15 protein-coding genes are annotated in these 14,062 nt (G+C 70.8%); 9 read left to right on the top strand and 6 right to left on the bottom strand.

From position 1 onward, the window contains the following. The first annotated feature begins 146 nt into the window (after positions 1 to 146). A complete protein-coding gene (locus tag QMF80_RS35170; protein ID WP_283460999.1) occupies positions 147 to 2,249 on the top strand; it encodes a SpoIIE family protein phosphatase in 2,103 nt (700 codons plus the stop codon). A 488-nt stretch (positions 2,250 to 2,737) separates the two neighbouring features. On the opposite strand, the gene QMF80_RS35165 is transcribed toward QMF80_RS35170, so the two are convergent. The 5 genes from QMF80_RS35165 to QMF80_RS35145 form a co-directional block, all read right to left on the bottom strand. Continuing rightward, positions 2,738 to 3,124: a hypothetical protein gene (locus QMF80_RS35165; RefSeq protein WP_283460997.1), complete on the bottom strand. Its 387-nt coding sequence runs from the start codon at positions 3,122 to 3,124 to the stop codon at positions 2,738 to 2,740. After that, positions 3,121 to 3,483, bottom strand: coding sequence for an NAD-dependent epimerase/dehydratase family protein (locus tag QMF80_RS35160; RefSeq protein WP_283460994.1), 363 nt, complete (start codon positions 3,481 to 3,483; stop codon positions 3,121 to 3,123). The genes QMF80_RS35165 and QMF80_RS35160 overlap by 4 nt, the downstream gene beginning before the upstream one ends. Positions 3,484 to 3,709: 226 nt before the next feature. Further along, a complete protein-coding gene (locus tag QMF80_RS35155) occupies positions 3,710 to 4,906 on the bottom strand; it encodes a serine hydrolase domain-containing protein (RefSeq protein ID WP_283460993.1) in 1,197 nt (398 codons plus the stop codon). A gap of 517 nt (positions 4,907 to 5,423) precedes the next feature. Then, a complete protein-coding gene (locus QMF80_RS35150; RefSeq protein ID WP_283460991.1) occupies positions 5,424 to 6,020 on the bottom strand; it encodes an HAAS signaling domain-containing protein in 597 nt (198 codons plus the stop codon). Further along, a complete protein-coding gene (locus tag QMF80_RS35145) occupies positions 6,017 to 6,391 on the bottom strand; it encodes a PadR family transcriptional regulator (RefSeq protein WP_283460989.1) in 375 nt (124 codons plus the stop codon). Before QMF80_RS35145 ends, QMF80_RS35150 begins: the two co-directional genes overlap by 4 nt. 1,084 nt (positions 6,392 to 7,475) lie before the next feature. Here QMF80_RS35145 and QMF80_RS35140 point away from each other — a divergent pair. Together QMF80_RS35140 and QMF80_RS35135 are read left to right on the top strand one after the other, a co-directional pair. Continuing rightward, the gene (locus QMF80_RS35140) at positions 7,476 to 8,918 is read left to right on the top strand and encodes a hypothetical protein (protein WP_283460987.1); all 1,443 of its coding nucleotides are present in this window, start codon (positions 7,476 to 7,478) and stop codon (positions 8,916 to 8,918) included. A gap of 409 nt (positions 8,919 to 9,327) precedes the next feature. Continuing rightward, positions 9,328 to 10,020 carry a hypothetical protein gene (locus tag QMF80_RS35135; RefSeq protein ID WP_283460985.1) on the top strand — a complete coding sequence of 231 codons (693 nt, stop codon included), beginning with the start codon at positions 9,328 to 9,330 and terminating at the stop codon, positions 10,018 to 10,020. 280 nt (positions 10,021 to 10,300) lie between these two features. On the opposite strand, the gene QMF80_RS35130 is transcribed toward QMF80_RS35135, so the two are convergent. Continuing rightward, entirely contained in the window at positions 10,301 to 10,774 is a 474-nt protein-coding gene (locus QMF80_RS35130) for a GNAT family N-acetyltransferase (protein WP_283461023.1), read from the bottom strand. Between the two features lie 521 nt (positions 10,775 to 11,295). On the opposite strand from QMF80_RS35130, the gene QMF80_RS35125 reads away from it, so the two are divergent. The 6 genes from QMF80_RS35125 to QMF80_RS35100 all read left to right on the top strand — a co-directional run bounded on the left by QMF80_RS35125 (position 11,296) and on the right by QMF80_RS35100 (position 13,926). After that, positions 11,296 to 11,436, top strand: coding sequence for a hypothetical protein (locus QMF80_RS35125; protein ID WP_283460983.1), 141 nt, complete (start codon positions 11,296 to 11,298; stop codon positions 11,434 to 11,436). 46 nt (positions 11,437 to 11,482) lie between these two features. After that, positions 11,483 to 11,656, top strand: coding sequence for a hypothetical protein (locus QMF80_RS35120; RefSeq protein ID WP_283460981.1), 174 nt, complete (start codon positions 11,483 to 11,485; stop codon positions 11,654 to 11,656). Between the two features lie 259 nt (positions 11,657 to 11,915). Next, a complete protein-coding gene (locus QMF80_RS35115; protein WP_283460979.1) occupies positions 11,916 to 12,641 on the top strand; it encodes a dienelactone hydrolase family protein in 726 nt (241 codons plus the stop codon). A gap of 183 nt (positions 12,642 to 12,824) precedes the next feature. Continuing rightward, positions 12,825 to 13,151, top strand: coding sequence for a helix-turn-helix domain-containing protein (locus QMF80_RS35110; RefSeq protein WP_283460977.1), 327 nt, complete (start codon positions 12,825 to 12,827; stop codon positions 13,149 to 13,151). Positions 13,152 to 13,183: 32 nt separating this feature from the next. Then, positions 13,184 to 13,693: a hypothetical protein gene (locus tag QMF80_RS35105; protein ID WP_283460975.1), complete on the top strand. Its 510-nt coding sequence runs from the start codon at positions 13,184 to 13,186 to the stop codon at positions 13,691 to 13,693. Continuing rightward, positions 13,690 to 13,926 carry a hypothetical protein gene (locus QMF80_RS35100; protein ID WP_283460973.1) on the top strand — a complete coding sequence of 79 codons (237 nt, stop codon included), beginning with the start codon at positions 13,690 to 13,692 and terminating at the stop codon, positions 13,924 to 13,926. Before QMF80_RS35105 ends, QMF80_RS35100 begins: the two co-directional genes overlap by 4 nt. Positions 13,927 to 14,062: the final 136 nt, after the last annotated feature.

Here is a 14,062-nt window from a genome sequence, read left to right as displayed (position 1 = left end):
TGCCGGGGCCCGGGCGCCGGCCGTGAAGCGCTGGACAGCTGATTTTGAGAGACGATAGGAAGGCCCAAGGCCTGACGGGAGGAGACCGTAGCGGCGATCTCGTCGTTCCGAGGCTGCCGCCCCAGGGGTAAGGGAAGGGTGCCGGGATGACCACATCCAGTGCGTTCGGGGCGGAGGCCGACGGGGCGGATGCGGGTGGGTCGGCTCCCGGCGGCCTGCTGGATGTGCTGAGCCTGGCCGCTGTGGTACTTGATGACGCCGGGCGGATCGTGCTGTGGAGCCCGCAGGCTGAGGAACTGTTCGGCTACTCCGCTGATGAGGCGCTCGGGCGGTTCGCGGGCGGGCTGCTGGTCGATGCGAAGGACCTGGATCTGGTCGTCGAACTGTTCGCCCGTGTGATGGAGAGCGGGCTGCGATGGGCGGGCCATTTCCCCGTCAAGCACAAGGACGGCACCACGCGGCTGGTGGAGTTCCGCAACATGCGGCTGCAGGATGAGCGGGGAAACCGCTACGCCTTGGGGATCGCCACCGACCAGGCCACCGTCCGCCGTGTGGAACGGGACCTTGCTCTGTGCTTGCGGCTGGTGTCCCAGTCACCGATCGGGTTGGGTGTCATGGACACCGACCTGCGGTATGTGCTGGTCAACCCGGCGCTTGAACGGATGAACGGCCGCCCCGCCGCGGAACACCTGGGGCGCACCCTGGCCGAGGCGCTGCCGTTCTTTGACGTGGACGCCATCGAATCGGCCATGCGCCAGGTCCTCGACACCGGCGTTCCCCTACTGAACCAAGTCACACTCGGCCGTACCCCGGCCGACCCCGACCAGGAGCACGCCTGGACGGCCTCGTACTACAGGCTGGAGGATCCGACGGGCCAGGTACTCGGGCTGGCCACTTCCCTGGTGGACATCACCGACCAGCACCGGGCCGCCACCGACGCCGCCCAGGCACGCCGCCGCCTCGCTCTGATCGCCGACGCGTCGGTACGGATCGGTACCACCCTCGACCTGCAGCAGACTGCCCGGGAACTGGCCGGCGTGTGCGTGCCCCAGCTGGCTGACCTGGCCACGGTGGATGTCCTCGACAGCGTCCTGCAGGGCCTGCGTACCGGCGCGGCGCCGACCGGCCCGGCACGTTTCAGAGCCCTGGCCGTGGTCTCCGCGTACCCCACCGAGGCCACGCGGGCCGCTGACGCCGTCGGCGACCTCGCCCAGTACGACACCGACCGACTGGTCACCCAGTGCGTCAACACCGGCCGCCCCGAACTGCGCGCGAAGGTGACCGATCAGGACCTGCGACGCATCGCCCGGGACGACAACGCCGCCGCGCTCCTCGCCGCAGCCGGCTTGCGCTCCTACCTCGCGGTCCCGCTGATCGCACGCGGCGAGGTAATCGGCGTCGTGGGCCTCCAGCGTGCCCGCAACCCCGCACCGTTCGACGATGACGACGTCATCCTGGCCAGCGAGCTGGCGGCACGCGCGGCCGTCTGCATCGACAACGCCCGCTGGTACCAAAGCCAGCGCCACGCCGCCCTCACCCTCCAGCGCAGTCTGCTCCCCAACCGGCCCCCGCAGCGTCTCGGACTGGACATCGCCCACCGCTACCAGCCGGCCAGCGCCACCAGCGAAATCGGCGGCGACTGGTTCGACGTCATCCCGTTGCCCGACGACAAGACCGCCCTGATCATCGGCGACGTCATGGGCAGCGGCATCGACGCCGCCGCCACCATGGGCCAGCTGCGCACCGCGACCCGCACCCTGGCCCAGCTGGACCTGCAGCCCGACCAGATCCTGCACTACCTCGACCAGGCCACCGCCAGCATGGACCACACCATCACGACCTGCGTCTACGCCCTCTACAACCCTCACGACAGGCAATGCCACATCTCGCTGGCCGGACACCTGCCACCGGTCCTCATGCGCCCGGGCCGCCCAGCAGAACTGCTCGACCTGCCCACCGGCGCTCCCCTGGGCGTGGGCGGCGTCCCGTTCCACACCACGCGCCTGGACCTCGTCCCCAACGACCAGCTGGTCCTCTACACCGACGGACTGGTGGAAACCCGCGACCAGTCCCTCGACGAGCGCCTGGACCTCCTGCTGTCCCTCCTCACCGGGGGACACCGCGCCCTGGAGGAGACCTGCGACCTTCTCCTACGAGCACTGCGACGCCCCGGCGATCATGACGACGTCGCTCTTCTCATCGCTCGGCTGCGCTCCGAAGAACCGACCGGTTCGCCCGACACTCCGTAAGGGGCGGAGCCGGCTTCGATCGCAGGGGTCCTCGTCGTCAAGATCGCGCGATGGCGGTCCGCGAGATCCCCCGCGTCCCTGCGCCCGGTCAGTGCGCGGAGCCCCCGAACTCCGCGTGCTGCGGGTGAAAGGCATACTCCGCATCGTCGTCTGAGAGCGGAGGGGGAAAGAAGGTCCGGCGCGCTTCCGCCCGTGCTTGAGCCATAAGATCTTCGAATTCTTCGTCAGTCATGGGTCACACCTCACAGAAAGTCTCCTCATGGGTGATTCGCGGCATGACTGCGCCTGGATTGGTTCTGCTGCATGCGCGAAAGGCCCCAGGGTCTGTGGGGCGTGGGGAGCTCCCTCGTGGCGCGGCATCGCCGGAACCCCGCCGTCGTCCGGCGGGCGGGCAGGTTGAGGCCGCGGTTGGGGGGCTGTTGTCGCCGGTCGGAGCGTAACGGGCGTCAATCGTCGATGAGCCTGCCGAGTACTGCCGGACCGGTCGATCAGGGCCGAAGGTGCTTGAGGGTGAACTCGGGCTCGGCGTAGGGGCCGGCCTGGAGTGCGCTCGGGTCGGCAAGCTCCCCGGGGATGTCCGCGGCGTGGAGTTCGGCGTTGTCGACGGGGACGTAGACCAGCTCCGTCACGTCGGGCAGTTCCCAGAAGCGCCGGGTGTTGGCGGAGACGGCGTACGCCGTGGCACAGCGGATGGAGGGCGGTGCGGCCAACGCGGCCCGGATGTAGCCGACCGCGTCGCGCGGGCTCAGCCACGTCGCCAGGTGCCGGGGTTCGGTAGGTGTCCGCTCGAAGCTGCCCATGCGCAGGCAGATCACCGACAAGCCGAACTTGTCGGCGTACAACTGCCCGAGGGCCTCCACAGCCACCTTGCTCACCCCGTAGAGGCCGTCAGGGCGCGGCGGCTCCTGTGTGGCCCGGTGAGGTGTCCGGCGGCGTAAAAGCCGGTCACACGGTTGCTGCTCGCCAGCACGACCCGCTCGATTCCCGTGCGCCGCGCCGCCTCCAGGACGTGATCGGTGCCCAGCACGTTGGCTCCGAGGAGGTCCGCAAGAGGCGCCTCGTCGGGTACGCCGCCCAAGTGGAGCACGCGATCGGCTCCCGCGAGGGCCGACTCCACGGCGGCGGCGTCCCGCAGGTCCACGGTGTGCGCGTCTTCGTTCTCGGCCTCCGGGCGGAGCGGCACGCGGTCGAGCAGGATCAGGCGTACCACCTCGCGTCGCAGCGCCTCCCGCACAACGGAACCGATGGTGCCTGCCGCCCCGGTTACCGCAACTGTTCCCAGACTCACTGCGCCCCCTCCGGTTTCGACGCCCCTCGCATCTTCGCGCCCGTTGATCCACCCATCAAGGCGGTGGGGGCACTGGGTGGGCACGCGTGGTTCGGTCCGCGGCCCTGCGACCATGCCGGGCTGCCACCCGGGGGCCCGGCATGTCGCTGTCGCAGGTCAATTCGGCTTGTAATCAGTGCTCTTTGAGCAGCGCGCAGGCGAAGTTCTCTTGCACCGTGCGTAGCCGGGCCAGCAGGGCGGGCTTGTTGTCCTTGCTGGTCTGCGTGTTGATGGAGAAGGTCAGCGATCGGGTGCCGTCGGGGGTGGTGGCGGCGAGTTGGGTGTAGCCGGGGAAGTTCCCGGTGTGGCCGTAGAGCACGCCGCAGCGGGTCGTGTACTGGAAGATCGCCAGGCCGACGGCGTTGGTTCCGGGACCGGCTGGCTCGGAGGAACCTCCGGGGATGAAAGTGAGCTGTTCCTTGCGGGTCTTCTCCGACAGCAGGCCGGGGCCACCGTAGCCACGGATGAAGGCGCCCAGTTCCCGGGGAGTGGAGACGATGCCTCCGGAAGCCCAGACGCCGGAGGTGCCGAGGACTTCGCTGACGTCCTGGGGTTCGGCGGGCGGCGCGACGTCGTAGCCGTGCAGGTAGGGCTGCGGAAGCCGGTAGCCCAGGGGCAGGCTGGTGCGGCGCAGGCCCAGCGGGCGGTACACGAGTTCCTTGAGCAGGGCCTCGTACGGGCGGCCGGTCGCGGCCTCGGTCATGAGGGCGACGGCGATGTTGTCGGAGTTGGAGTACTGGTACAGGGAGCCGGGGCGGAAGAGCAGCGGTTCGCCGGCCACGAAGTCGAGAAGTCCCCGCGGGTCGAAGACGTGGCGGGGGTCGGCGGCGAGGATCTCCCGGAACGTGGGGTCGGCCGAGAATTCGGGCAGGCCGCTGGTGTGCTGGAGGAGCTGACGCAGGGTCACCGCATGCCAGGCGGCAGGCTGGTCGGGCAGGCGCTCGCCGATGGTGTCGTCGAGGGAGAGCTTTCCCTGGTCGACCAAGGTGAGGGCGACGGCGCCGCTGAAGGCCTTTGCGATGCTGGCGATGCGCATGTGGTCGTCGGGGTGCGGCGGGCGACCGGTCCCGATGTCGCCGACACCGGCGGTGTAGACCTCCGTACGGTCACCACGGGTGAGCAGGGCGATCGCCCCGGGCGGGCCGTCATCCTGGCCGACGAGCTGCTCGAGCTGCTGCTGGAGACGGTTCTCGTGGTGTGGGTGGTCCCCTGCCGGGTCGGGATTCCCGGCCGCTTGCGCGGGCTGGAGCAGCCCGCCGAGCGCAGCGGCTGTGAGGGCGGCGGCGGACAGTCCGGTACGGAGTCGGCGTCCGCGTGCGTGGGTCAGCACGTGCGTGTCTCCCGGGTGTGCGGTGGGGCGGCAGGGGTCGGCGACACCGGCCGGTGCATCTGCCTGCCTAGCAGCCCGGAGGCCGCGCGGGCGTGGCGCCGCGCGGCCACCCCCGCGCGGCGGACGCGGCAATGCCCCACATCGCGGCGTGTCGCGCGGCGCCGCGCGGGTGAGCGGGTGGGGCCGGGCGAGTGACCCTGGTGGTCGCCATCGTGCCGCCGTGACCGGTTCGGTGCCGCGTCCGCTGCTGTACCAGCCCAGGGCCGGTGCCGCTGGTAACGCCGGTGACGCCGACCGGAGCCGATGCCACCGAATGGCGTCACACGATCTGGAACCGCCGGCGAAACCGGTGAACTCAACGACGAGGACGTGACGCGTGGGAGCCCCGGGGCGTCGGGTCCGCCATCACCCTCATGACCCGCCGCAACACCCGCCGCATCACCAGCTGATGGGCCACCCTCCGTCACCGCGCCGGCCGCCCAACGGCTCTCGACAAGCCCGCGACCGGAACACGCACTCAGGCGCGGCGGACCCGCCAGAGCCATGCTGCCGTGCCGACCAGCAGGGCGAGCGTCACCAGGTTGGCGAGCAGGGCCGGGGTATCGCCCGCGGGGCTGCCGTTGGACAGGTTCCAGGTGGCGATGACGGCGCTCGGCAGGATGGCGGTGAGCAGTACGCCGGTGGTCTTCTGGACGGTGGTCCAGTGCACCGAGGTGCAGAGAAGTACCGCGCCGGTGATGCGGAACAGGACGCCGAACAGCGGCCCGGGGAGGTCGGGGAAGATCATGATGAAGGCCAGGGAGAGGGTGAGCATCAGGAGCGGGACGAGGGGGTGCACCTTGCCGCGCCGGGCGGGTGCGCCGGCAGTGCTCCGGGCCGAGGCCCCGGCGGCCTCGGTTCCCGCCTCGGCCAGCGCCGTTGCCGCGATCGTGCGGGGGTCCCCGAGCTCCGCGAGGATCTGGCCGATCGCGGCGTCGGGGCGCTCGGCGCGCGTCACCTCGATGTGTTCGGCGAGGTCGGCGAGGAGTTCCTGGCGACGGTCGGCGGGGAGTGCGGAGCCCTCGCGCTCTACGGCGGACAGGTAGTCGCGTACGGGGTCGGCAGAGGTCTTCATGCGAGGTCTCCGGTGGAGGGGGGCGGGGTGGTCAGGAAGGCGTCGACGGCGTTGCGGAAGCCGGGCCAGACGCGGGTGAACTCGTCGAGCGCGGCCCGGCCGCTGTCGGTGAGCGCGTAGTAACGGCGGGGTGGTCCGGAGGCGGATTCCTGCCAGGTGGTGGTGACCAGGTCGTCGCGGCGGAGCCGGGAGAGCAGCGGGTAGACCGTGCCCTGGCTGGTCGCCAGGGCGCCGGAGTCCTCCAGGGCGTGGAGGAGTTCCACGCCGTAACGGGGGCGGTCCCGCATCAGGGCGAGGACGCAGTACTCCAGGACGCCCTTGCGCAGCTGGGCGGCTGCCCGGGCCTGCTTGGCCGAATCACCTGGTTCCATGCGATGCAAGATACCTGGTGGGGCAAGTAAATGGAAAGGGGGCGGATCCCCCCTCAACCCATCAGTCCGGTGGTGCTGGTACTTACGGCTGCTCCGGTCATTACCAGGCCGCAAGCAGGCGGGTGACTCGACGAACCCGCAGGTCGGAAACAACTTCCCAGCGGTGGGCGCCAGGTTCATCGACGGACCAGTGGGCCGGCGCGCAGTCCGCGCAGCCCGCGCCGTTCTGACCCTGCCCCGGAGCCCCGTGTCCGCTCGGCGGCCCAGGGGACGGGGAACCCATGCGCTGCCGGTCCCTCCGCGGGATCTGGCCATCAGCGGCCATGTTGTCCAGACACGTGCTGGATAAGCCGCCGCGCCACCTGATCTCCTTGGGCAGGGCGGCACTGGGCAGGGCGGGCTGGAGGACGGCCGGGGTCCGCGGAGGCTGAGGAGTTCTCGGATGAGCAGGGCGGGACGTCTGCAAGGAGACCCGAGGGGTGGAATCGCCCAGGCGAATGCGCTGGCGGTCTTCCTGCGGACCATCACGGAAGGGCGCACGGTCCGGGAGCTGGCAAGGTCGTACGGGGCCGGCAAGACCAGCTGGAGCGACTACCGCTCGGGGGTGAAGATCATCCCGCTGGATCTGTTGAAGCGCGTCATATCCGGCCGGGCCCGCGATGACAGGGGCCGCGCCGAGTTGTGGAAGCGGGCTCGGCAGTTGCATGTCGCAGCCTGCGTGGCGGAAGCGGAGAGGGTCCCCCCGGAAGGGGCCAAGGACCCAGCGGGAGCGGGCCCCCGCAGGACGCCGCCTGGGTCAACGGCGCAGGATCTGCTCCAAAAGGCCCAGCGGGCCGACGCCGAACTCGCCCGGTCAGAAGAAACCGTACGCACCCTGCTCGGGCTGACGGTCAGGCTCCGCAGGGAACTGGACGACGTTCTCACACCGTCGGACGGCGGGACCGCGGCCCTTCAGGAGGGGCGGCTCGCGGAGCGGCCCGAGGAGCATCAGCCTCAGCAGCGGCGATCCACAGTCGGTGATCCGGACGATGGGCGCCCGGACGATGGGCGCCCGGACGGCCTCAAGGCCGAGGAACCGGTGTCCGTGGTGGTCCACGCGCCCGCCGGGGACCGTCCTCGCACCCCGGTACCGGGTACGGCACTGGTCCTGTGGGCGCCGCCGCGACCCGTCCCCGGTGACATCGACGAGGCGATGAACGGCAGTGGGACGGGCACCAGCACCAGAACAGGGACAGCCACCAGAACCGGGACTGGCGCCGGCACCGGGAACGCCACCGGCACCGAAGTCGAGCTCCGCCCGCCGCGGTATCCCGGCCGACGGCCGCCCGCACTCCGAGAAGCCCGCGAGCTACGGCCGACGTCCGCCCGGGTCAGGGATCTGGTCCGCGCGTCCCGTCCCCTGGAACGCCGCCCCGTCCCCGGGAGCCGTGCCTCGCACGGCCCGCGGCGGCTGCGCCACGTACTGCTCCTGGCCGTCGTCATCCTGGCCTGCGGCATGACCGCCACCTCCCTGGACCCGGCCCGGCAGCCGTCTCCTCCCGGCGTGGCCGCGTCGCCGTCGGCGCCCGTGCCGACGTCCGTCCCGCCGGAACACGCGGCGGGTGCGCCCTCGGTGCCCCCGGCACCCCCACCGGGGAGCCCCTCACCGCCCCGCACGCCTGACACCGGCCCCGCCCGCTCCGGTTCTGCCACGTCGGCCCCCGGTTCCCCTCCCGGCGCGGCCGCCCTGCCCGTAGAGGTAGCCGCTCCGGGAGGCAGCGGCGTCTACGCCATAGCCGCCGACGGCAACGCCGTCGTCCAGTGGAGCGGGACCGGCTCGCAGTGGTCGACGATCGGCAGCCACCCGGCCAAGGACCTCTACGCAGGGCCGGCCGGGGTGTTCGCCACCGACCCGGAAACGGGCGAACTGCGCGGCTACAGCGGTGTCCCCAACCGCTGGCAGACCGTCAGCGGACGCGCCGCGGGCTTCGCGATGAGCGGCCCGTACCTCTACCGGCTGGCCCAGGACCGCAGCGCCGTCCACCGCTGGGACAGGCAGCGCGCGAGCTGGACGCAGGTCGGCGGACCGGCGGGGCGCCTCTACGGCGGTGGAGCCGGGTTGTTCGCGACCGACCCCGTGGACGGCCGGATCTTCGCCTATAGCGGCACCGGCACGACCTGGTCGTACGCCGGTGGAGCCGGCGCCGAATTCGCCGTCACGAACCAGCACCTCTACGGGCTCACCCCCGAGCGGGACGCGGTGTTCCGGTGGACCGGCGAGGCCGGCAAGTGGAGCCTGGTCGGCGGGGCGGCGACCGCCATCTACGCGAGCCCCACGGAGTTGTACGCCGCCAGCGACACCGACAGCGGCCTGTGGCGCTACCGGGTCGGCGCCTGGACCCGTATCGGCGATGCCGGAGCGGGCTTCGGAGCCCGGGGCGAACGCCTCTACCGCCTCGACAGCGACCGGGGAGCGATCCGGGAATGGGACGGCGCGACCTGGCAGCGGATCGGAGGCCCGGCCCGCGCACTCGTCGTGGCGGACTGACGCTGACCGCGGAGGTACGCCCTGCCCCAGCGGCGAAGATCTCGTCCCCGTCGGGATCGATTTCCTCCCTGTTGGCCACACGGTCCCGGAAGTCGCCGCACCCCGGCCTGCCGCGTGTCAGGCAACTGCCGAAGCAGTGCACGACGTCGATGAGGTTGCCGCCACGCCCCGCCCCAGGCCCAGTGATCGCGACGCTCGCTGGAGCCCGGACCGCAGTCCAGGACACGCCCCGGGCCCCGGCGCGGTCACGGCCGAGCCGGCCCTTCACGGAACTCCGAGCAGAGCCAGAAGTCGAGATCGGCATCGAGCGGGCCGACTTCCCGCCTGCGGGCGGTCACGGGGAAGTCCTGGGCTTGCGCGGGGAGCTCGCGACGGCATGCGTCGCCTGCGTTGCGGGTATCTTGACAGGGTGAAACCGACTGGTTTTAGGCCGAGTTGGTACGATCGGCGGCTGCCGTACTGGCTGCGCGGGCTGGTCGTTCTCGCTGCGGCGTTCGGCGCCCTCCTCCCCGCCAAGTCCGTCCTGGACGGCCACCGGTCGACCGTCGCCTACCGGCAGGCGCCCGTTTGTGCCGACGACGGGTGCGTACAGGCCGCGGCGGGTGAGGTCCGCGACCGGGATACCGGAGAGCGCTGTACGTCGACCGCTACGAGCGCGGGCGGTGCCAGTGGTGGTGAGAGCTGCAGCACGAGCTACTCGCTGAGGATCGTTTGGCCCGGCGGATCGCAGTGGCTCGAGGTCGGCCCGGAGGCGTACGCGGAGGCCAGGACGGGTGAGCGGGCCCAGCTGCGGATCTGGAAGGGCCAGGTGGTCGGCCTGGACGTGCTGGGTCACTCCCGCGCGTACCCGCCCGCGTCCCAGACGGACCTCGGGCCGCCGCTGATACTGGTATGGCTCGCGTTCGGAGTCGCGGGGTGGGCGGTCCTGAGCGGCCGGGCCGTCACCCTCCTGCCCCTCGGCTTCGCCGGGCTCATGGGGAGCATCGTGATCCAGATGGTCGGCGCGGACATCTTCATGTGGTCGCCCCCGGTCTTCTTCGGTGCCCTGGCGGCGCTGGCGGGCGGCGTGGGCTTGGCTGTCCGGGCGGTCTTCCGGTCCTGAACGGGGCATGCCGGACCCCCCGGTCCGAGGATCTCCCAGCGGGGCCTACGCCGCCGGCTCCAGTTGCGAGCCGACCAGATCGTCCGCAACACCCATCAGACCGTCATGCACACGGGATCCCCGCGCACAGTGGGGGAGTCCGAGGAACGGATCGGCGGTCGCCCCCTGGCAGGACGCGCCCCATTTCACGGACCCGGGGCGGACCCGGGGCGGACCGCACCAGTGGCCCCCGGGTCCGTACGGGAGTACGCGCCCCGGAGGCCTCACGGGGTGGGGAGAATTATCCATCCAACCGCAGCACCAGCTCGTCGATCTCCGCTCCCCGCGCGTTCGCGAAGCCCCGGTCCTCGCCAACGACCTTGAAGCCGCACTTCTCCAGGACCCGCACCGATCCGGTGTTGTCCGCCGCCGCCCGGGCGAGCAGCGGGCGTTCGGGGACCTCGGCGAGCAGCCCCCGCAGCGCCGCGGTCGCGATGCCCCGCCCCCAGTAGGAGCGATCGATGAAATACGTGACCTCCCGCTCGCCCGGCTCGCCGTACACGGCCGCGTGCCCGACCACATCGCCGTCCGCGAGCACGGTGCGGGTGACGACGTCGGGCGAGGCGAGGATGCGCTTCCAATGTGCGTCGAAGTGGGGCCGGTCCGTCGGGTCCTCGGCGGTGAAGGCGGCCATTCGATTCGACTCGGGGTCGCTCATGTGCCGGAAGAACACAGGCAGATCGCTGGGGTGCACGGGACGCAGGGAGACATCTATGGAAGCCATGGGCCCAACCCTAACGACCGTGGGGGAAGGACGGGAGTGAGTCGGTCGTGACAGGTGAAGGGCCTTACGGGTTGGGCGAGTTGTGAAGCTCACTTGGGCCTGTACGGCCTGTACCCGTCCTGCCCTGTCCGGGGTCTCCCTGGTGGACCGCTCCACCGTCTCCGCCGCGCTCCGCGAGGTCAGACCCTTGCTCGCCGCGCGGGGCTTCGTCATCCCCCACCGCCCCGGTCTGCGCATCCGCACCCTGGACGACCTGTTCGCCTACGCAGATTTCGCCTACGCAGATGCCGAAGGCGTCGACATCCGATTCGACGGCACGGGAGTCCAGGTCCGACGCCCGCGCGCGGGCCGCCCCGGACGCAAAGCCTTCGTCTCGGGCAAGAAGAAGCAGAACACGATCAAGACCACCAGGGCCGCACCCCGTTCTCCGGAGTCGTCCCCCCGGGCCGCATGCACGACCAGACCGTTGTGCGACCCCGCGCATCGCCGAACAGTTCCGCCTCCACCCCGATGTGCACGCCGAGGCCGGCTCCGGCTACCAGGGTCTGGCCAAGGCGTTCCCGTCCCGGGTCAGCGCCCCGCCGAAGAAGCCGGCCCAGGACGCTCCCGACGGCGACAAGCGTGCCTGGCGCGAGGCGCGCAGGCGGCAGTGATCGGCCCGCATCCTGGTCGAACACACCAACGCCCAGTACAAGCCCAGTGCAAGCCGAGTACAAGCAGTGGCATCCGCTTCAGCGCTCCACCGGACGCCGCGAGGACTACGAGCAGACCCACCCCGCCATCGTCGGCCTGGTCTCCGACCGCGCGGCCCGACGCACGACCCGTCGCCTCACGAGCACCGAACTCGTGCCCGTTCGCGCGACGGCCTGCTGAATCACCCACCAGCCGAACCGCCAGACCCATACGACCCGACCTCAATTTTCCCCAAGGTGCTAAGTGGTCGGCTCTGTAAATCCTTCGGAGGTTGACTCCGGAACCTGTGTCTTGCGTGGTGCCCGGCAGGTGCTGCCGTGGGAACGGGGGTTGTGACGGATCTTGTGAGCCACCGCCGCATTTCAGAGGGGCACCGCGCTGTTCTGCCAGCGGCGAACCCCGGCCCGACCGGACTCGACGATCACTACGGTCCAGTGTCATGACGACGATTACGACGCGTACAGTCGAGTATCCGGCCGACGGTCTGACGATGATCGGGCACCTCGCGCTCCCGGCCGGAGTCGACCGCCGGCCCGCGGTGCTGCTCGGACCAGAGGGCATGGGGCTCAGCGACGTCGAGCGCCGCCGTGCCGATGCTCTCGCCGAGCTGGGATACGTAGCGCTGGCCTTCGACCTTCACGGCGGGCGCTATTTGGGCGACCCTGAGGAGATGCTGGCCCGTTGCCTGCCGCTACTCGCTGATCCCGACCGGATGCGGGGCATCGGCCATGCGGCGCTCGACGTGTTGCGCGCCGAACCGCAGACCGACCCCGACCGGATCGCCGCGGTCGGCTACGGCACCGGGGGCGCCATCGGGCTGGAACTCGGGCGCGACGGCGTCAAACTGCGCGCGATCGGGACAGTCAACGCAACTACCACGGGCCGACCGGGCGAGGCGGCGCGCATTCGCTGCCCGGTGTGGGCCGGGGTCGGGTCGGAAGACCCGATCATGCCGCCCGCGCAACGGAACGCGTTCACCACTGAGATGCAGGCAGCGGGCGTCGACTGGCGCCTCACGGTCTACGGCGGCGCCCTGCACGCCTTCCACCACCCGCCGGTCGACCACCCCGTGGTCCCCGGCGTCGGCTACCACCCACGGCACGCACAGCGAGCCTGGCGCGATGTCGTCGACCTGCTCGCCGAGTGCCTGCCCGTGACGGAGTGATCTGGTCAGTCCAAGCTCGGGCGCCCGCTGACCGCCGCGATGCCTGGGCTCCACTGCCACGGCGGGCGGGGAAGGCTGCGGCTTGCCACTGATCCACTTCGGCCGATCGGCTCGCCTGCCATGCCCCTCCGCACTGCCTGTCCGATAGCCCCGAGTGCCGCCGAACGCGCGCGGCTGAAGACGATGGCCTACGGCCACAAGACCGAGCACCGACTGCGGATGCGTTCACAGGTGGTGCTGCACGCCGCGCGCGGACGCTCCAACGCGCATATCGCCCAGGAGATGGGGCTGCACCTGGACACGGTGCGCACCTGGCGAGGCCGGTTCGCTGCCGGCGGCCTACCGGCCCTGGCTGATCGCAGGCGCAGCGGGCGTCCTGCCCGCTTCACCCCAGTGCAGGTCGCCGAGGCCAAGGCCCTGGCCTGCCAGCTCCCAGCTGAGACCGGGGTGCCGCTGTCGCGCTGGTCGTGCCCGGAGCTAGCCGCCGAGCTCACTGCGCGGCGTCACTGACAGCATCCCGGCGTCCACCGTGCGCCGCTGGGTTGCGACAGGATGCCATCAAGCCCTGGCAGTACCGGTCCTGGATCTTCATCCGGGACCCGGACTTCCGCGCCAAGGCCCTGCGCGTCCTTGACCTGTACGCCCGAACCTACGAGGGCGAACCTCTCGGCGCGGACGAGTACGTGATCTCCAGCGACGAGAAGACCTCGATCCAGGCCCGCTGCCGCTGCCACCCGACCGTGGCCCCGGGCCAGGCCAGGACGATGCGCGTCAACCACGAGTACGGCCGCGGCGGTGCCCTGGCCTACCTGGCCGCCTACGACGTCCACAGAGCGAAGGTCTTCGGCCGCTGCGAGGCCACCACCGGCATCGTGCCGTTCATGGCCCTGGTCGAACAGGTCATGACCACCGAGCCCTACGCCTGCGCGAAACGCGTCTTCTGGATCGTTGACAACGACTCCTCGCACCGCGGTAACAAGGCCATCGACCGCCTGGCCGCCAGGTTCCCGAGCGCCGTCCTCGTTCACACCCGGTCCATGCCTCATGGGTGAACCAGATCGAGGTCTACTTCTCCATCGTGCAACGCAAGGTCGTGACGCCCAACGACTTCGCTGACCCCGACCAGGCCAGGGATCGGCTCCGAGGGTTCGAAGTCCGCTACAACGCCACGGCACAGCCGTATCAGTGGAAGTTCACCACCTCCGACCTGGACGATCTGCTGGCCAGACTCGACCGGCACTCTCTCGACCGACAGGAAGAATCCTCCACCGCACCGACTGCTTGATCAACCCCCGAAGGACTTCGCGCGTCGACCACTAAGTGGTCGACGCGCGAAGTCCTTCGGGGGTTGACTCCGGAGCCGGTGGTGAGTGTGGCGATTCTCGAGGGCATCAAGCGTCCGTATCGGGCTGCGTCCCTGC

The sequence above is a fragment of the Streptomyces sp. G-G2 genome, assembly GCF_030063135.1.
In the GTDB taxonomy this organism is placed as follows: Bacteria; Actinomycetota; Actinomycetes; order Streptomycetales; family Streptomycetaceae; genus Streptomyces.
This window is presented reverse-complemented; position numbering and strand designations above follow the sequence as displayed.

Excerpts from the sequence above, each read along its gene's own strand:
- QMF80_RS35150 (WP_283460991.1), bottom strand. The coding sequence starts at position 6,020 with ATGAAGACCTCTGCCGACCCCGTACGCGACTACCTGTCCGCCGTAGAG.
- QMF80_RS35110 (WP_283460977.1), top strand. The coding sequence starts at position 12,825 with ATGGCCTACGGCCACAAGACCGAGCACCGACTGCGGATGCGTTCACAG.
- QMF80_RS35170 (WP_283460999.1), top strand. The coding sequence starts at position 147 with ATGACCACATCCAGTGCGTTCGGGGCGGAGGCCGACGGGGCGGATGCG.
- QMF80_RS35145 (WP_283460989.1), bottom strand. The coding sequence starts at position 6,391 with ATGGAACCAGGTGATTCGGCCAAGCAGGCCCGGGCAGCCGCCCAGCTG.
- QMF80_RS35115 (WP_283460979.1), top strand. The coding sequence starts at position 11,916 with ATGACGACGATTACGACGCGTACAGTCGAGTATCCGGCCGACGGTCTG.